This window comes from Campylobacter sp., from assembly GCF_020024835.1.
In the GTDB taxonomy this organism is placed as follows: domain Bacteria; phylum Campylobacterota; class Campylobacteria; order Campylobacterales; family Campylobacteraceae; genus Campylobacter_D.
This window is the reverse complement of sequence record NZ_JAHHTD010000006.1, coordinates 16,717-35,111: the sequence shown is the minus strand read 5'-3', so window position 1 is coordinate 35,111 and position 18,395 is coordinate 16,717. Positions and strand designations below refer to the sequence as shown.

Here is an 18,395-nt window from a genome sequence, read left to right as displayed (position 1 = left end):
ATGTTAAATTTATTAATATCTTTTCCATTTTTTGCTGCTTGTATAGCTTTGTTTTTAAAAAAAGATGAAAGTAAGACTTTTGCTATATTAGTTAGTTTTTGTGTTCTTATATTAAATTTATTTTTACTTTACAAATATCAAGATGGATTAGCTTATGAGTTCAATTTTTCTTTTTTGATCGCAAATTATCACATAGGTGTTAATGCTATAGCATTGTATTTAATGTTACTTTGCTCTTTGATGATTTTTTTATCCTTTGTGTATTTAAAAATTCAAGATAAAAGCGTAGTGGTAAGTATATTTATACTAGAATTTTGTATGATGGGGCTTTTTGCTTCTTTAGATGCTATTTTATTTTATATTTTTTGGGAATTTTCTTTAATCCCGCTTATTTATCTCATAGGAAGATATTCAAGTAATTATCAGGTGGGGATTAAATTTTTTATTTATGCATTTTGTGGCTCTATGTTAATGCTTTTAGCTATTATTTATGTAGGATATTTATATTTTCAAAATTTTGGTTATTGGAGTTTTGATCTACCAGAATGGTATAAGAGTGATTTTTTTATACCAGAATATGCACAAAATTTAATTTTTTTAGGATTTTTTACTGCATTTGCTATTAAAAGTCCTTTATTTCCATTTCATACTTGGGCACCATCAGTATATGCTAAAAGTCCTACTTTGGTTTCTGTTATGCTAGTTAGTTTTAAAATGGCACCTTTTGGTATAATAGTATTTATTTTGCCTTTAACTCCAGATGTTTTAAATCACTATCTTTTTATTTTAGTTGCTTTGTGTATTATAGGTATTTTATATGCAGCATTTATAGCATTTAAGGCAAAAGACTTGAAGGAATTGATAGCATATAGCTCTATTTCACATTTAGCAGTTGTGATTTTAGGTATTATTACAGAAACTCATAATGGTTTAAGTGGTGCTGTATTTTATATGTTTGCTCACGGGATTGTTACAGGTGGTTTATTTTTAGCTGCATATACACTCTATCAAAGATACTATACTTATGAGATTGATTTTTATAAAAATTTGGCTAAAAAATCTCCATTATATAGCGTATTTTTTGGAATTTTAATGCTTTCATCAATTTCTTTACCGCTAAGTATATCTTTTGTTGGAGAATTTTTGATTTTGCAAGGAATTGCTGAAATTAGTTTATGGTATGCACTTTTAGCAGGTATAGTTATTATATTAGGTGCTATTTATATGTTAAATATTTATAGAAATATGTTTTTTATGCCAAAACATCAAGAAGATAAAATAAATTTTAAACTTAATAAAAATGAAATTTTTGTATTAAGTTTATTAAGCATAATGATTATTTATTTTGGTATAGCACCAAGTTTTATGCTTGATCAAATTTTAGATAATGTAAATGTTATTTTTGAAATGATACAAATGAAAAATAATGCTTTAGAAGATCAAAAAATCATAGATAGTGTAAGAGGTTTATAATGAGTGGTTTTGATATGGAAAGATTGAATTTTGTATTATTGTGGCCAATGCTATCTTTGTTTTTATGGGCTATTGTTTTACTTTTACTAAGTGTTTTTACAAAGTTTTCCAGAAATTTTTATACAAGTGTGAGTGTAATAGCTCTTTTAGGAAGTTCATTACTTTTGAGTATTTTTAATGGATTTGTATTGAGCAATACTAATGCTTTTTTTGGTTTATTTATAAGTGATAATTACGCCATATTTGCACAGGTGATTATAATAGTTTTTTCTATTTTTTATCTTATTATGGATGTAAAAGAGAAAAGGACTGAATTTTTTCCTTTGTTTTTGTTTATGATAGCTTGCTTAATATTAATGGTTTCAAGCACAAATTTAATCGTGATTTTTTTAGCTTTAGAAGGATCTTCTTTAGCACTTTATACATTGATAGCTTTAAGGGGAACGCATAATGCAATTAGCTCAAGTATTAAGTATTTTGCTATCGCAGCCATTGGTAGTGGCTTTTTTGTTTTTGCTTGTGCTTTTGTATATTTAAAAATTGGGTCTTTGGATTTAGTTGATTTACTACATTCAGAATATATTGCAAATCCTATTTTATTGAGTGCTGGAGTTATGTTTTTAGTGATAGTAGGGATTAAGTTATCTATAGCTCCTTTTCATTTTTGGTTAAAAGATGTGTATTATGGTGCATATACAACTTTTGTAGCTTTTATATCTGTAGTGCCAAAAATAGCGATGATTATAGTTGTATTAAGAATTTTTTCAGCTTTAGGCGGAGGAGTAAAATTTGAATATATTGTTGTATTTTTAGCAATATTTTCTATGTTAAGTGCTAGTATTGTAGCCTTAGTTCAAAATGATGTAAAAAAAATGCTTGCATATAGTTCTATAACTCATTCATCTTTTATATTAGCAGCAATAATTTCAGAAATTAATTTAAATTTTCAAGATGGTGGTATATTGTATTTAATGGCAGTATATGCGTTATTTTTATATTGGATAGTTTTTGCATTTGCTAATTATGGTTTATTTTTGATATTAAGTTTGTTTAAAGAAAGTTCTTATGAGAGTTTTGCAGGATTATTTAATAAAAGACCTGTATTATCAGTAATTATAGCTTTATTGATTTTATGTATCGCTGGTATTCCTCCTTTTGGAGTATTTTGGGGGAAATTATTGATTTTAGCCTCTATTTTAACTTCTGGTTATTATATTGTGATGTTTGCTATAGCTGTTAGTTCTATGATTATGCTATATGCTTATTTGAAAGTTTTAATTTATATATTTTTTAAAAAATTTGATTATTCTCAAAGTGAGCAACTATATGTAAGACAAAAAGTAATTTTATGTTTTTGTCTTATAGGAAGTTTATGTTTAGTATGTGGTATTTTTGCTTTTGTAAAATAATTGCTATAATCACATCTATGAGAAGAATATTATTTTTACTTTTACTGGGTGTAAATTATGTATTTTCTTTTGAAATCATCATAAACAAAGGTGAAGATGCAAAAATCCCATTTACTATTTTGCATTTAAAAGATGATAAAAATTTTACTTGTAAAAGTAGTTTTGAATCAGAGAAAAATTTTTTTGAATGTAAAGTTTTTGGTACGAGTAATATGAAATTCCAAGATCGGGAATTTGATGAATTTTCTATAAAATTCAAAAAAGAACGAGCTTATTTGGATATTATCATTAGTCCAAAAATTCCAGCAAAAATGAGGAGTTATTCTCAAGAGATTTTTGATGCTAAAGAAATACTTAACCAAGAATCAAATCTTGCAAAACATTTTATATTTATTTTTACAAAAGATCTTAAAAAAGATCGAATTGATGATGGCTTGGATTTTAATATTTATTTTAATGATGGATTGATGCCTTTTATAGGTGCTTTAGATTTAAATTCAAATCCTATGGAAAGCTCTAAAAGTGCAGATTTTAATGCTTATTTTAGTATAAAAAAAGAATATGAGGCTAAAAAATATGATCAGGTTTTAAGAGATAGTGTAAATGCTATTAAGAGATACCAAGGCAGTATCTTTATGAATGAATTTAAATTGTATAAATTAAGAGCACAAAACCAACTTTATACTTATGCCTTAGATAAAGATCAGCATATTTTAGGTCAAATGTTAGAGGACGCTAAAAAATGGACGAGAACTTACATAAATGATAAAGATTTTACTGAAGTGATGTATATTATAATGAGGATTTATATAGGTTTATCACAAAGATCTAATGTGGAATACACTATAAATCTTTTAACAACAGAACATAAAAATAATTTTTATACTATTGTAGCTATGCTAGATTATGCTGATTATTTGTATAATCTAGGTAAAAAAAGTGCGGCAGTAGATATTTATAAAGAGGTTTATTACTCAACTTCAAATGCAGATTTAGCAAGTAGAGCAGCATTGTTTTTAGCTAAAAATTATCTACAGCAAAACAATATTAAAGATGCTAAAGATTTAGTTCGTAAGATTTTAGTATCTAATCCTAAGTTTTTTATGAGTGATTTATCAAATTCCTTGATTTTAGCAAAAGCTTTAGATAATAATAAAATTTATGATATTAGTTCAGAAATTTATGAGTATATTTTTTCACATTTACCAAAAATTGAAAAAGATTATGAAAGAGTTTTAAAAGATTTAGCTTTATCTTTGCTTAATAATAAAGAATATAACAAGGCTGAAAAATATTTAGATCTTTATACAGATGAATTTCCAATGGGAGAATATTTAGCACTTATAAAACAAGCTAAAGATAGGAATTTTTTGTATTTAAAAGATACAAATGCGACGTATTTACATGAAAAATATGAAGAAATTATGCATAAATATGTGGGTGAAATTTCAAGTAAGGCTTTGTTTGATAATATAAAATTATATTTTAAAGAAAAAAATTACAAAAAAGTTATTTCCTATAAAAGTGATATAGAAAAATACTCAAATAAAGAAGCAAAAGATATTTTAGAAAAATCAGCTATAGAGATTTTAAGTCAAGATTTAAATAATGATGAATGTTTAAAGGCTATTGAAATATATGATACCTTTAAAGAATATAATATTGGAAATAAAATTTATAATAAAAAACAAATGTTAGCGTGTTTTAAAAGAACTTTACGCATAGAGGAGGCTAAAAAATATATAGCCGAAAATGAACAAGATGATGTAATTTATTATAAACTTCAAGATGCAGATCTTACTTTAAAAGATAAGCAATATAAGCAAGTTATTAAAATCGTTGAAAGTGTTTTATCCACTCGGTCAATCATTACCGATAATGAGAAATTTGAAGCATATTATATGAAATTTTTAGCCCAGCTTAAACTCCAAGATTATAATGCTATGGTTGAAACTTTGCAAAGATTAGAGCAATTTAAGATGAATTATCGTATGGTAGAGCTTTATTATGAATTTTTGCTTTTTTGTGAAAAGAATAATTTTATTACTAATATTTTAACCTATGCACCAAAGGCTATAAATTATCAAAATTTAAAAGGAGTGAATCTTTTTTCTCCAGATTTAGAATTTATGTATATTAAAGCTTTAATGCAAACTAATCAAAATCAAAAAGCATTAAGTTTATTTAAAGATTTATTAGCCAATCCTTTGAAAGATGATGAAAGAGCTAGAGCCTTTTATGTGCAAAGCAATATTTATGAAGATTTAAATCAGACTCAAAATCAAAAAAATAGCTTGCAAAAATGTTTAGATATTAATTCTACGAGTGATTGGCAAGGTCTATGTAAAGAAAAAATGGGTATTTTGAATATGTCTCAATAAATATTTGTAATTTCTTTTTTTAGTATATTGTAAGCATATTCAAAAGGTATATCAGTTTTTTCAAATTTTTTATTAAAAGTTCTTTGTCTTTTGGCAAGTTGTCTTGTATGTATGATAATAAGTTCTTCCAACTCTTGCAGAGTTATTTTTTTATTTATGAAATCTTTACATTCTCTTAAGCCTATACAATTTAATGCTTTTAAATTTGGATCAAATTTACTAAAAAGCATTTTTGCTTCATCAATTAGTCCTTCTTTTATCATTTTATGCGTGCGTTTAGCAATACGTTTTTCTAACTCTTCTTTATCCCAAATAATGTCATATATTTTTAAATTTTTTATTAAAGGTTCTTTGCGACTTTCTTTTAAAACTTCACTAGGTATTTTTTTGGTTTGTTCATAAATTCCTAGCCATTTTTTTAAACGATAAGTATCATTTTTTTTTATTGTTGAATTTTTATCAATTTGTCGCATTAAAGTATAAATTTCATCATTGCTTATTGGACTTTGACTTTCTTTAAATTCATCGCTTAATCCTTCCATTAAGGTTTTAAGATAAAAACTTGTTCCCCCTGTTATGATTAGAATTTTATTATTTTTGATGGCAAATTGTTTAGCTTTTTTGTATTCTTCAAAAAATAAAGCTATATTAAAATGTTCATCTACATTAATTAAATTTACTCCAAAATATTTGAGTTGATTCAGAGTTTTTTCATCAGTTTTAGCTGAAGCTATATTGATTTGCTTATATACACAAAGACTATCAAGACTTAGAATGCACGCATTAAATTCTTTAGCAAGAGAATTAGCAAGATCTGTTTTGCCACTAGCAGTAGTCCCAATAAGTGCAAATTCAAAAAACATTATAAAAATATCCCAAATTTAAATTATTTTAGTAAAATCATAGCAAAAATATTTTTAAAGAGTTAGAATATGGACTTATACAAAAACAAAATAAAAGATATTTTAGATTTGATTGTCTTTAAGCATTCTATTTTTGCCTTACCTTTTTTATTTGTTTCAATGATTGTAGCTTCTGTTATGTTAAATGATAGCACTTGGATAGGTTTTAAAGCTTTATTTTTAGGGATTATTTGTGCAGTGAGTGCTAGAAATTTTGCAATGGCTGTTAATCGTTTAATGGATGAAGATATTGATAAAAATAATCCACGATGTGCTAATAGACCTAGCGTTGATGGACGCATAGGCAAAAGTAGTATTTTGCTTTTTATTATTTTAAACGCTGTTATTTTTGTATTGTCAAGTTATTTTATAAATAAATTAGCTTTTGCTTTAGCTTTACCTGTTTTATTTATACTTGCAATTTATTCAACTTTTAAGAGATTTTCTTCTTTAGCACATTTAGTACTTGGATTTTGTTTAGGACTTGCTCCTATTGCAGGAAGTGTAATTATACTCGGAAAAATTGAGATTTATAGTGTAATTTTATGTTTAGGTGTTACATTTTGGACTACTGGATTTGACTTACTTTATGCTTTGCAAGATATGGAGTATGATAAAAAAGTGGGTTTGTATTCTATTCCTGCTAAATTTGGATTTGAAACTACTTTATTTTTAGCAGCTTGTTGTCATGTTTTAGCTATACTCTTTTGGTTTTTATTTGTATGGATAGCTCCAACTGGAAATATAGCTTTTATGGGCGTAGTTGTTAGTGCTTTAATTTTATTTTTTGAGCACAAAATAGTTAGAAAAAACTTTTCTAAAATTGATAAAGCATTTTTTACATTAAATGGTTATTTGAGTATAGTTTTTTTTATTTTTATTTGGATTGATCTTTTATGGAGATAAATTTTTTTCAATGTTCTTTAAATTTAAATTTTGAAGAAAGTAAAACAAGATATGATGAATTTTTACACGATTATTTAACTTCAAATAATCTTGTAAATTTAAATAAGTGGAAAAAACTTGCTTCTAGAGTTGAATTTAGCGAGGGTGAGCAACTAATTTTTGAATTATTATTAGATTTAAAACAAGAAATTTTTATGCTTAAAAATGATATAAATAAAAGTAATTTGTCTATTGATTTAAATCAGAATTTTATGCTAGATGGTATAAATTTTTCTCATTTGAAATTTAAAGAAGAATGCTTGCAACATAAAGAAGAATATTATGCAAAATTAGAACTTTATGGGCAAAAGATTTGTTTTTTCTTTAAAGGATTAAATGCAAAAGAGGGAAAAATTATACAGATGAAAAGTGAAGATGAGAGTATTTATAATAATTTTGTCGTAGATATGCAAAGGGAAATGATTAAAATACTAAAGGAGAAAAGCGAATGAGTATAGATATTTTGTTAGCACTTGTTATTATACTTTTAATATTTGCTTTATTTGCTTATATGATTATACGAGAAAGAGAACATGTAGCTAAAATTAACGAGCTTGGTAAGATTATAGAGGATTTAAATAAACAATATCATTATTTAAAAAAAGAAAACGAAGATCAAGAAATTGAAAAAGAAGAAGTTGATATAGGATTGATAAAAGAGGAGCTTATACAAATTTTAGATACAAAGATTAATCAAAATATTACGCCAATACTTGTTGCTTTGAAAGAAGTTGAAGAAGTAATTGATGATTTTCAAAGTGAGCAAAAAGATAGGCTTTTAAATTTGGAACAAAAAACTCAAAGTATTACAAAATTGAGTCCAAATTATGATAATGAAGAGCAAAAAGTTATAGAAATGTTTGAGCAAAAAAAATCTATAGAACAAATTGCTAAAGATTTACGCATAGGCACTGGAAGGGTTGAGTTGATTTTAAAATTTAATAAACTTTTATAAGAGGTTTTTTATGTTGATTGATAGTTACGGTAGAGTGATTGATTATTTACGAATTTCTGTAACACAAAGATGTAATTTTCGTTGTTTATATTGTATGCCAAAAACACCTTTTGAGTGGAGTGCAAAGGAAAACTTGCTTTCATTTGAAGAGTTGTTTATGTTTGTAAAAGTATGTATTGATGAAGGAGTTAATAAAATAAGAATTACAGGCGGAGAGCCTTTAGTTAGAAAAGATTTACATAAATTTATTGCTATGATTAGTGAGTATAAGCAAGATATAGATTTAGCTCTTACAACTAATGCATTTTTGCTTAAACAACAAGCGCAAGATTTGAAAAATGCGGGATTAAAAAGAATTAATATATCATTAGACACTTTAAAAGAGGAAGTGGCATTTAAGTTGGCTCAAAAAAATATACTCAAAGAAGTATTAAATGGCATAGAAGAAGCTTTAGAATTTGATTTTAAAATCAAATTCAATACTGTGGCATTAAGAGATGTTAATGATAGTGAATTTGTCCAACTTTTAGAATTTGCCAAGGAAAGAAATTGTCAAATTCGATTTATAGAATTTATGGAAAACTATCACGCTTATGGTGATTTAAAGGGTTTAAAATCTAAAGATATTTTAAATATCATTGCAAAGAAATATTCTTTTAAAGCTTGTGAAAAAATTCCTAATGCTCCTGCTTCTTTATATGAGCTTGATGATGGTTATCGTTTTGGCATAATTGATCCACATAGTCACGATTTTTGTGATACTTGTAATCGTATAAGACTTTCAGCAGAAGGGTTTTTAATACCTTGTTTGTATTATGATGAGGCTTTGAGTATTAGAAAATCTATAAAAAATAAGGATATTCAAGGTGCTTGTGAAATTTTACGAATGGTAATAAAAAATAAATCAGAAAAAAATAGATGGGGCCTTGAAGACAATAAAAGCTCCACAAGAGCTTTTTATCAAACAGGCGGATAAAGTGGAGATTGTTGAAACTTTTTTAAGTATTCAAGGCGAGGGAATGTATAGTGGAAAACTCGCTATATTTGTAAGATTTTCAGGGTGCAATTTTAATTGCATTGGTTTTGGAGTTAGCAGAGAAAAAGATGGCAGTATTTTTACAGGTTGTGATACCATTAAGGCAGTTTTTACCAAGGATTTTGCATCTACTTATAAAAAATATACTGCACAAGAATTATTTGATAGAGTTAAATCATTAAAAAAAGATTTTAAACCCATTGTGGTAATTACAGGTGGAGAACCTTTAATTTACCATAAAAATAAAGAGTTTGTTAGATGGATTGAACTTTTGTTAGAGCAAGGTTTTTTACTTCATTTTGAGACTAATGCTAGTATAGAGCTTGATTTTAAAGAGTATCCTTTGTATAAAGAGTGTTGTTTTGCTTTAGGAGTAAAATTAAGTAATAGTGATGTGATTAAAGAAAAAAGGATTAATGAAAAAGCATTGCAAGCATTTAAAAAAAATGCTAAAGATAGTTTTTATAAATTTGTTTTAAACAAGAAATTTATACTAAATAATCAAGCACAAGAAGAGATAGAAGAAATTTTAACAATTTGTCAAAATGAAGTGTATTGTATGCCAATGGGCTTTAATCAAGAAGAAATTTCTCAAAATGCCTTAAGTGTTGCTGAATTTTGTATAAAAAATGGATATAATTATTCTGATAGACTGCATATTAGGCTTTGGGGGGATAAAGAAGGCGTATGATTATTAGAAAATTATTTGAATTTGAAAATGCCCACATAGTAAGATTTTGTAGCTCTAAAAGATGTAAAACTAGTATCCACGGGCATTCTTATAAAATTGAGATTTTATTAGAAAGTAAGTATTTAGATAATGCTGGAATGGTATATGATTTTGGATTATTAAAAGATGAAATTAGACAAATTATTGATAGTTTTGATCACGCAATTACTCTTTTTAAATATGATGATGATAAATATTTAAAAGATATGAAAGAGCATTCTAAAAGATGGGTAGTTTTACCAGTAAATGTAAGTGCTGAAAATTTTGTAAGGATATTTTTTATACTTATAGATACTTTACTTCAAAAAACTAAAATGCTCAATGGCGAGCAAGGTGTAAAATTGCAAAGTATTATAATACACGAAACTAGAACAGGTTATGCACAAGGATTTAAAGAAGATGCTTATAGCGAATTCTTGCCTAAAATAAATTTAGAAGATATAGAATTTTCAGAATCTATACAAAATGAATGGAAAGATCAAAATTTTTACACCAATCTCAAAGATCAAAATTTTATTTTTACCAATCAAAAGGAGGTCTAATGCAAAAAATTTTACTAGGATTTATTATTTTATTTTTTTATGCTTGTTCAAATGAGGAGAAAAAGAGTAATTCTCAGGAAATACAAACAGAAAATGTGCAGATTGAACAAAGCGATTCTAATATACAGATTAATGATGATACACTTCCTTTGCCTATTGATGATGAGGTTAAAGATGAAAATGCAAGTCAAGGATAATGATGGATCAAAATTATAATTTCTTTTTAGCAATCCATGTTTATAGCTTATGCACTAGTGGTTTTTTGATGTTGTTTTATTTGTATTTAACTCAAAGTTCTTTTTCGCAAGAATTTATTTTTATTAGAAGAATTCGATTATTCTTGCCAATTTATTATTTATTTTTAGCCATAGTCTTATTTACTGGAAATTTACTTTGGGCTTTAAAGCATTTTGAAATAAATTTATATATCTTATCTATGTGGATTGCTTGGTTTTTCATCTTTTTCCTTGCTATTTATCAATTTATTTTATTTAAAAAGGCAAGATTGTATAAACGTTATGCTAAGTTTAGATTTCTAAGTTTTTTTATTTTAAGTATAGATATATTTTTACTTTTTGTGCCTTATATATTACAAAGGTTTTATATTTAAATGCAATTTTTATATCATGATCAGAGTGGTGAAGAAGAATTAAAGATAGAAAATGAAGCATTTTTACATCTAAAAGCAAGACGCTTAAAGGAAAATGATGAACTTGTTTTTAAAAATTTAAAAGATAATTTCATTTATACATATAAATGCGTGCAATCAGAAAGAAAATTTTTTTTATTTAGATTAAAAGAGAAAAAAATCGAACAAGCTCAACAAAATTTAAAACTTCATTTAGCCTTAGCAGTGATTGAGCCAAAAGTTATAGAGAAAACTTTACCTTTTTTAAATGAGTTAGGTGTTGAAAAGCTTTCATTGATATATATGCAGTATTCTCAAAGAAATTTTAAATTAGATGAAAAAAGAATGAAAAAAATTCTTATAGAATCATCTCAACAATGTGGCAGAAATTCTTTATTAAAATTTGAAATTTATGAAAATTTTGATCAATTTCAGTCAAGATATAAAAATATAGTTTTGATTGATTTTGAAGGAGAGGATTTATCAAGTTTTGATCCATTAGAATATGTTTTTTTAGTGGGTTCTGAAGGTGGATTTTCTAAATTAGAAAAAGCTAAATATATTCAAAAAGCTAAATTAAATATTCCATTTATATTAAGAGCACAAACAGCAGTGATAGCTTTAGCTTCAAAATTTGCAATTTAAATTTTTATTTAGATTTATCTACTTTTTATATAAAAATTTATATAATCACACCTTTAATGTTTGAAAAAGGATAGATAATGAAAAAAGAAATTCATCCAGAATATGTAGAATGCAAGGTAAGTTGTGCTTGCGGAAATTCTTTTACTACTAGATCTAATAAAGCAGAAATAAGAGTTGATATTTGTTCAAATTGTCATCCATTTTTTACAGGTAGTGAAAAAATAGTAGATGCTGCTGGGCGTGTTGAGAAATTTAAGAAAAAATACGCAATGCAATAATGCTTTATTTTATTCCTACTCCTATAGGAAATTTAAGTGATATTTCATTTCATTCTTTAGAAGTTTTACAAAAGTGCGAACTCTTATTGTGTGAAGATACAAGAGTTTGCAGATTTTTGATTAGCTTATTAAATGATAAATTTAAACTTGCTATAAAGCCAAGAAAAATTTTAGCCTTTCATACTCACAATGAGAAAACTTTTTTGCAATCAATTGATACGAGTTTTTTTGAAGAATGTGTAGTGTATATGAGTGATGCTGGTATGCCAGGAATTAGTGATCCTGGGCAGATTTTAATCGAGTATGCTATAAAAAATAATATACAATATGAGGTTTTATCAGGATCTAATGCAGCACTTTTAGCTATAGTTTCTAGTGGTTTTTGTCATAAAGAATTTATTTTTATGGGTTTTTTGGCAAATAAGAGTATTCAAAGAAAAAAAGATATAGCAAAATTGATGTTAAACCCTTATCCTAGTGTAGTTTATGAAGCTCCTACTAGAATAATTGATCTTGTGAAAGAAATTAGCAAAATTGATCCTTTAAGGGAAATTTTTATAATTAAAGAGGCAACTAAAAAGTTTGAAAATAAATTTAAAACCAGCGCCCATAATGCTGTAGAAAAACTTCAAAATATGGATTTAAGGGGTGAGTGGTGTGTGGTTGTAGCACCTAAGCTAGAGCAATTTTATCAAAGCACTATATGTGAAGAAGATATTTTAAATCTTGATTTACCTCTTAAAATAAAATCTAAACTTCTTTCAAAAATAAATGCAAAATCGCCAAAAGAAAATTATCAAAAACTGCTTTTAAGTTGAATTTGGCTATCATTGACAAATGATAGTTTATGGTAAGCAAGTATTTTTTTATATTTTAGAAAAGCACAAAGACAAGATTAATGAAGTTTTTTTAGCAAAAGAGTGCCAAGGAAATGAATTTGCAAAAATAACTAAGTGTTCTAAAAAGATTAAAAAACTTGATTTTAAAAGTGCTCAAAGTCTGGCTAAGGGCGGCAATCATCAAGGTTTTTTAATGGATATTAAAGAATTTGAATTTTGTGATTTTAATGACCTTAAAGATAAAAATTTTATAGTTATTTTGTATAATATTAGTGATGTTGGAAATATTGGAGCTATTATTAGAAGTGCTTATGCACTAGGTGCTGAAGGTGTGATTTTAGCAGCTAAGAATGTGGCTATTGATGGAGTGATTAGAACTAGTAGCGGTGCAGCTTTAGATATGAAAATAGCATTAAATGATGATGTGCTAAATATGATAAATGAATTAAAGCAACGAAAATTTTTTATTTATGCAAGTGCTAGTGGTGGTAGTGATATCCATCAAATAACGCCAAGGGATAAAAAAGTTTTGATTATGGGCAGTGAAGGCTTTGGGATACCATCTAAAATTCTAAAAAGATGTGATGAGTGTGTAGGGATAAAAATGTATAATAATTTTGATAGCTTAAATGTAAGTGCAGCATTTGCGATACTTTGTGATAGGATGATGAATGGATAATTGGAAAAAATTAGAAGATTTAAATTTAATGGAGGTTCAAAAAAGAACACAAATAGAAAAAAATTGTCTTGAATTGATTATAAAAAAAGATTTTAAATCTCTATCTCGTTTTAATATTCGTGGATTTGTAAAAATTTTACAAAGAGAATACGATCTTGATTTTACGAGTTTTTTAGAAGAATATCAAGCTTATCTTATGGAAAATGGAGCAGAGAAAAAAAATCATATTCAAGTTTGTCCAAGAATGAGTTATTATGCTAAAGAGGGATCGTATTTTTGGTTTTTTGTAATCATTATTATTGTTGTATTAATAGTTCTTGGAATTTTAGGGGTGTCTAGATTTTTCCAAAGTTCATTAGATGAAAATACAACAAATATATTAAACCAAGAGCAAATTGTGATTGAAGAAATAAATGATGAAAATTCTTCTTATACACCTATACAAGAATACTTTATAGAGGAAAATTCCACTAAGAATGATAAAGATAATGAAATTGCAGATGAAGTTATTGATATAGATATTATTGATGAAAATATAAGCACAAATGAGAAATCAGACGCTAAGGAATTGCCATTGTTAGAAGAGAGTATTCTTAAGCCGAGTGCAGAATTATGGTTGGGAATGGTTAATTTGCAAACTTTTCAAAAAACTTCAAAAATAATTAAAAATGATTATGTATTTTCTTTAAAAAAAGATATGCTCATTACTACTGGACACGCAGCTTTCACCTTAAGTGATGAACATAATAAGACTTTAGAATTTAAAAATGGTGTTTCTAAATTTTTTATAATCAAAGATGGAAAAATTAAGCAAATTAGCAAGGCAGAATTTATTAAGGAAAATCGAGGAAAATTATGGTAAAAATTTTTCTTTGTGTAGTAGTTTTTAGCGTAAATTTATTTGCTTTGAGTGCTTTAAAGGTTGCTAAACATATTGTTAATGATAATTCTAAAAATACGAAATTAGAATTACTTTTTGCTAAAGATACTTATAAAGATGCTTATGGCAACATTGACATTTATACAATTTCACAAATTTTAAAGACAAATTCATTATCAAATTTTATTTTTAATGAACCAAAAAAATTAACTTTTTCTTTTAAAGCTCAAGCTGATGCGGTAATTTTTTTTAAGATTATTAATGATACTTTAAATGAGTTAGGGTATGTGTATTTTATACCAATTGAATTTATATTAAGAGAAGATTATATTACTTATAAGCTTTCACTTGATTCTCAATATATGCTTGATCCTGGAATTTTTTATAAAGCTTTGCTTTCAAATTTAATTTTTATTAAAGATATTTCTAAAATTTCAGAAACACACTATGAGTATGAGCTTGATTTTTCTAAAGTTAAAGCGAAGGTAAATACTCAAGTGCCGTTGAACACTTTTGTGCAATTGCAAAAACCTTTAAGAGAATATATGGTGGATTTACAAGGTGCTAAAATTTTAGAATTAAATGCTCATAATTATGATTCTTGGTTTTGTAAAATTCAATTTTTAGATAAAAATTTAAACTTTATTCAAAGCATAGAAAATACTCACAAGCAAAACGATGTTGTTTTAAACATTCCACTTGGTGCAAAATATGCTATTATAGGAGATATGTTTAGTTTAGATAACATAAAAAGAGGGTTAAAGATTTATCTAAGAAGATAAGGAATAAATATGTTTGAAGAAATCCGTTTTAACACTATAGAAAGACTTCCAAATTATGTTTTTTCAGAAGTAAATGCGATTAAAATGGCTGCTAGAAGATCAGGAGAAGATATTATAGATTTTTCTATGGGAAATCCAGATGGTAAAACTTCACAACATATTATAAATAAGCTTTGTGAAAGTGCTAATAAAGATAAAACTTCAGGCTATTCAGCTTCTATTGGTATATATAAATTAAGACTTGCAATTTGTAATTGGTATAAAAGAAAATATAATGTTGATTTAGATCCTGAAAATGAAGTGGTTGCAACAATGGGATCAAAAGAGGGTTTTGTAAATTTAGCTAGAGCAATTGTGAATCCAGGTGATGTTGCTATAGTGCCAACGCCAGCTTATCCTATACATACACAAGCTTTTATTATAGCAGGTGGTAATGTTGCAACTATGAAATTTGATTTTAATGAAAATTATGAATTAGATGAGGATATTTTCTTTAAAAATTTGCAAAAGACATTATATGAAAGTTTGCCTCGCCCAAAATATGTGGTTGTTAATTTTCCACACAATCCCACTACGACTACAGTGGAAAAAAGTTTTTATGAAAGATTGGTTGCTTTAGCAAAAAAGGAAAGATTTTATATCATTTCTGATATTGCTTATGCAGATTTAACTTTTGGTTCTTATAAAACGCCTTCAATTTTTGAAGTTGATGGAGCAAAAGATGTGGCAGTAGAAACTTATACTCTTTCAAAGTCTTATAATATGGCAGGTTGGCGTGTTGGTTTTATGGTCGGAAATAAACGTTTAATTGGTGCTCTTAAAAAAATAAAATCATGGTTTGATTATGGTATGTATACACCTATACAAGTAGCTGCTACTATTGCTTTAGATGGAGATCAATCGTGTGTTGAGATTATTAGATCAGTTTATGCTAAGCGATTAGATGTTTTACTTGAATCATTTGAACAAGCAGGATGGAGTTTAAGAAAACCTAATGCTAGTATGTTTGTTTGGGCTAAACTCCCATCGAGTAAAATTCATCTTGGAAGTATGGAATTTTCAAAGCAGATTTTACAAAAAGCAAATGTTGCTGTAAGTCCAGGAATTGGATTTGGTGAAGTAGGTAATGAGTATGTAAGAATTGCTTTGATAGAAAATGAAAATCGCATTCGTCAAGCAGCTAGAAATATCAAAAAATATTTAAAAGAATAAAAATGAAAATTGCAATTTTAGGCTATGGAGTCGTTGGTAGTGCTGTAGTAAAAACTTTACTTGATAATCAAAAGCTTATTAAAGCTAGATGTGATGAAGAGATTGTGCCTGTTGTAGCTTTAGCAAGAACACAAAAAAATAATGCTTTAATTCCAGTTGTAAATGATATTGATGAGATTTTGTATCGTGATGATATTGATGTTTTTGTAGAATTAATGGGGGGTATAAAATTACCTTTTGAAATAATTTCTAAAATTTTAAAAAGAAAAAAGGCGGTTGTAACTGCTAATAAGGCTTTATTAGCTTATTATGGAAGCGAGCTTGAAAAATTAGCTAAGAATTCAGCTTTTGGTTATGAAGCAAGTGTTGCAGGCGGAATTCCTATTATTAAAATTTTAAAAGAAGGATTAAGTGCAAATAATATTCTTTCTATTAAAGGAATATTAAATGGAACAAGCAATTATATTTTAAGTAAGATGAGCTTAGAGGGATTAGATTTTCAAGATGTATTAAAAAAAGCACAAAATTTAGGCTATGCAGAAGCTGATCCTACTTTTGATATAGAGGGTTTTGATGCTGCGTATAAGTTATTAATTTTAGCCAATATTGCTTATGGTTTGAAAGTAAAACCTGAAGAAATTTTAATTGAGGGTATTAGTAAAATAAAACAAGAGGATATTTATTTTGCAAAGGAATTTGATTATACTATTAAACATCTAGGTATAGCTAAAATTCAAAATGAAAAAATTGAGCTTCGAGTGCATCCTGTTATGATAAATAAAAATAAAATGCTTGCCAAGGTCGATGGAGTTATGAATGCTATAAGTATCTTTGGAGATATTTTAGGAGAAAGCTTGTATTATGGAGCGGGTGCTGGAGGTATGGCTACAGCAAGTGCAGTTGTGGCTGATTTAATTGATATTGCAAGAAAAGAAAAAAATAGCGTGATGTTTGGTTATTTAAATAGCACTTCGTATAGATTATTAGATAAAGATAAAATTAATACCCAATATTATTTAAGATTAAAAGTCTTAGATAAAATAGGAGTTTTATCAAAGATTACACAGCTTATGAGTGAGCATCAAATTTCAATCGATGTTTTTTTGCAAAAACCTAAGAAAGAAAATGATGATTGTAGTATTTTATTTTTTATTACTCATAAGACTTATGAAAATAATATACAATCTTTAATACAAAATTTACAAAAGCAAGATTTTATTCAAAGTGAAATTTTTATGATGAGAATTGAAGATTAAATTATGGGATTGGAATCTTATATTTTTGGTATCAATGGTGAAAATTTAGCTTGTATTTATTTACAAGATTTAGGTTTTAAAATCTTAGAAAGAAATTTTTCTTCTAAATTTGGTGAAATTGATATTATTGCAATAAAGAATGAAATACTACATTTTATAGAAGTTAAAGCCACTAAAGGTAATTATGAAGTAAGCTATAGATTAGATTATAAAAAATATACCAAGCTCATCAAAACAATAAAATATTACTTTATGAAACATATGTGTGATAAAAATTATCAATTAGATTTACTTTGTGTGTATAAAGATGATATAAAGCTTATTGAAAATATTAGTTATTAAGATAGCATTTATCTTAAATGTAATAGAATTTCAAAAAATATAAAGGAGAAATATAATGGGAAAATATATTGATTTAACTTCAGAAAATTTTGCACAAGCAAAAGATGGTGTAGCTTTGGTAGATTTTTGGGCTCCGTGGTGCGGACCTTGTAGAATGCTTGCACCGGTTATTGATGAGCTTGCAGATGAGTTTGAAGGTAAGGCTAAAATTTGTAAAGTAAATACAGATGAACAAGGTGATTTAGCAGCTGAATTTGGTGTTAGATCTATTCCAACTATCATATTCTTTAAAGATGGTGAAGTTGTAGATCAATTAGTTGGCGCACAATCAAAACAAGTTTTAGTTGATAAAATAAATTCACTTTTATAATCTTAGGCCACTATCGTGGCTTTTTCTTCTATTTTTACTATTTAATAATTTTTATTATTTATAATTAAAGAAAAATTTGTATAATGCAGTCAAATAATTTTTCTAAAGGGT

The 18,395-nt window shown here is 26.6% G+C and carries 22 protein-coding genes; 21 read left to right on the top strand and 1 reads right to left on the bottom strand.

What is annotated here, in order from left to right; all coding sequences use genetic code 11:
- From QZ429_RS02210 to QZ429_RS02200, 3 genes are read left to right on the top strand one after another with little or no spacing between them, the layout of a single operon-like run.
- Nucleotides 1-1,473, top strand: a complete 1,473-nt coding sequence (locus QZ429_RS02210) for a NuoM family protein (RefSeq protein ID WP_291950408.1) — start codon at nucleotides 1-3, stop codon at nucleotides 1,471-1,473.
- The gene (locus QZ429_RS02205; RefSeq protein ID WP_291950404.1) at nucleotides 1,473-2,882 is read left to right on the top strand and encodes an NADH-quinone oxidoreductase subunit N; all 1,410 of its coding nucleotides are present in this window, start codon (nucleotides 1,473-1,475) and stop codon (nucleotides 2,880-2,882) included. Before QZ429_RS02210 ends, QZ429_RS02205 begins: the two co-directional genes overlap by 1 nt.
- Nucleotides 2,846-5,263, top strand: a complete 2,418-nt coding sequence (locus tag QZ429_RS02200; RefSeq protein WP_291950401.1) for a flagellar protein — start codon at nucleotides 2,846-2,848, stop codon at nucleotides 5,261-5,263. Before QZ429_RS02205 ends, QZ429_RS02200 begins: the two co-directional genes overlap by 37 nt.
- Here the strand turns inward: QZ429_RS02200 and miaA are convergent.
- On the bottom strand, nucleotides 5,257-6,126 hold the full coding sequence (gene miaA, locus QZ429_RS02195) for a tRNA (adenosine(37)-N6)-dimethylallyltransferase MiaA (RefSeq protein ID WP_291950399.1): 870 nt from the start codon (nucleotides 6,124-6,126) through the stop codon (nucleotides 5,257-5,259). The two genes, QZ429_RS02200 and miaA, sit on opposite strands and share 7 nt — an antisense overlap.
- Before the next feature lie 69 nt (nucleotides 6,127-6,195).
- Here miaA and mqnP point away from each other — a divergent pair, with 69 nt between their 5' ends.
- From mqnP to trxA, 18 genes are all read left to right on the top strand, one after another.
- Nucleotides 6,196-7,071 (top strand): menaquinone biosynthesis prenyltransferase MqnP, encoded by an 876-nt coding sequence (gene mqnP / locus QZ429_RS02190; RefSeq protein ID WP_291950396.1) that lies wholly within the window; start codon nucleotides 6,196-6,198, stop codon nucleotides 7,069-7,071.
- On the top strand, nucleotides 7,062-7,562 hold the full coding sequence (locus QZ429_RS02185; RefSeq protein ID WP_291950393.1) for a hypothetical protein: 501 nt from the start codon (nucleotides 7,062-7,064) through the stop codon (nucleotides 7,560-7,562). The genes mqnP and QZ429_RS02185 overlap by 10 nt, the downstream gene beginning before the upstream one ends.
- Entirely contained in the window at nucleotides 7,559-8,065 is a 507-nt protein-coding gene (locus tag QZ429_RS02180; RefSeq protein WP_291950391.1) for a hypothetical protein, read from the top strand. The genes QZ429_RS02185 and QZ429_RS02180 overlap by 4 nt, the downstream gene beginning before the upstream one ends.
- 10 nt (nucleotides 8,066-8,075) lie before the next feature.
- Nucleotides 8,076-9,041, top strand: a complete 966-nt coding sequence (moaA, locus tag QZ429_RS02175) for a GTP 3',8-cyclase MoaA (RefSeq protein WP_291950388.1) — start codon at nucleotides 8,076-8,078, stop codon at nucleotides 9,039-9,041.
- A gap of 1 nt (nucleotide 9,042) precedes the next feature.
- A complete protein-coding gene (locus tag QZ429_RS02170) occupies nucleotides 9,043-9,792 on the top strand; it encodes a 7-carboxy-7-deazaguanine synthase QueE (protein WP_291950482.1) in 750 nt (249 codons plus the stop codon).
- Nucleotides 9,789-10,373 carry a 6-carboxytetrahydropterin synthase gene (locus tag QZ429_RS02165; protein WP_291950385.1) on the top strand — a complete coding sequence of 195 codons (585 nt, stop codon included), beginning with the start codon at nucleotides 9,789-9,791 and terminating at the stop codon, nucleotides 10,371-10,373. Before QZ429_RS02170 ends, QZ429_RS02165 begins: the two co-directional genes overlap by 4 nt.
- Nucleotides 10,373-10,570 carry a cytochrome C gene (locus QZ429_RS02160; RefSeq protein WP_291950382.1) on the top strand — a complete coding sequence of 66 codons (198 nt, stop codon included), beginning with the start codon at nucleotides 10,373-10,375 and terminating at the stop codon, nucleotides 10,568-10,570. Before QZ429_RS02165 ends, QZ429_RS02160 begins: the two co-directional genes overlap by 1 nt.
- Before the next feature lie 2 nt (nucleotides 10,571-10,572).
- A complete protein-coding gene (locus QZ429_RS02155; RefSeq protein WP_291950379.1) occupies nucleotides 10,573-10,983 on the top strand; it encodes a hypothetical protein in 411 nt (136 codons plus the stop codon).
- On the top strand, nucleotides 10,984-11,646 hold the full coding sequence (locus QZ429_RS02150; protein WP_291950376.1) for a 16S rRNA (uracil(1498)-N(3))-methyltransferase: 663 nt from the start codon (nucleotides 10,984-10,986) through the stop codon (nucleotides 11,644-11,646).
- Nucleotides 11,647-11,723: 77 nt separating this feature from the next.
- Nucleotides 11,724-11,924 carry a 50S ribosomal protein L31 gene (gene rpmE, locus QZ429_RS02145; RefSeq protein ID WP_291950373.1) on the top strand — a complete coding sequence of 67 codons (201 nt, stop codon included), beginning with the start codon at nucleotides 11,724-11,726 and terminating at the stop codon, nucleotides 11,922-11,924.
- Nucleotides 11,924-12,742 (top strand): 16S rRNA (cytidine(1402)-2'-O)-methyltransferase, encoded by an 819-nt coding sequence (gene rsmI, locus QZ429_RS02140; protein WP_291950370.1) that lies wholly within the window; start codon nucleotides 11,924-11,926, stop codon nucleotides 12,740-12,742. Before rpmE ends, rsmI begins: the two co-directional genes overlap by 1 nt.
- A gap of 19 nt (nucleotides 12,743-12,761) precedes the next feature.
- Nucleotides 12,762-13,442, top strand: a complete 681-nt coding sequence (gene rlmB, locus QZ429_RS02135) for a 23S rRNA (guanosine(2251)-2'-O)-methyltransferase RlmB (RefSeq protein ID WP_291950367.1) — start codon at nucleotides 12,762-12,764, stop codon at nucleotides 13,440-13,442.
- Nucleotides 13,435-14,304, top strand: coding sequence for a hypothetical protein (locus QZ429_RS02130; RefSeq protein WP_291950364.1), 870 nt, complete (start codon nucleotides 13,435-13,437; stop codon nucleotides 14,302-14,304). The genes rlmB and QZ429_RS02130 overlap by 8 nt, the downstream gene beginning before the upstream one ends.
- Complete coding sequence (locus QZ429_RS02125) at nucleotides 14,298-15,104, top strand: hypothetical protein (RefSeq protein WP_291950361.1); 807 nt, start codon at nucleotides 14,298-14,300, stop codon at nucleotides 15,102-15,104. The genes QZ429_RS02130 and QZ429_RS02125 overlap by 7 nt, the downstream gene beginning before the upstream one ends.
- 9 nt (nucleotides 15,105-15,113) lie before the next feature.
- Entirely contained in the window at nucleotides 15,114-16,316 is a 1,203-nt protein-coding gene (locus tag QZ429_RS02120; RefSeq protein ID WP_291950359.1) for an LL-diaminopimelate aminotransferase, read from the top strand.
- 2 nt (nucleotides 16,317-16,318) lie between these two features.
- Nucleotides 16,319-17,572: a homoserine dehydrogenase gene (locus QZ429_RS02115; protein ID WP_291950356.1), complete on the top strand. Its 1,254-nt coding sequence runs from the start codon at nucleotides 16,319-16,321 to the stop codon at nucleotides 17,570-17,572.
- A 3-nt stretch (nucleotides 17,573-17,575) separates the two neighbouring features.
- Entirely contained in the window at nucleotides 17,576-17,914 is a 339-nt protein-coding gene (locus QZ429_RS02110; RefSeq protein WP_291950353.1) for a YraN family protein, read from the top strand.
- Between the two features lie 55 nt (nucleotides 17,915-17,969).
- Nucleotides 17,970-18,284 carry a thioredoxin gene (trxA, locus tag QZ429_RS02105; protein ID WP_291950350.1) on the top strand — a complete coding sequence of 105 codons (315 nt, stop codon included), beginning with the start codon at nucleotides 17,970-17,972 and terminating at the stop codon, nucleotides 18,282-18,284.
- Nucleotides 18,285-18,395 lie beyond the last annotated feature (111 nt).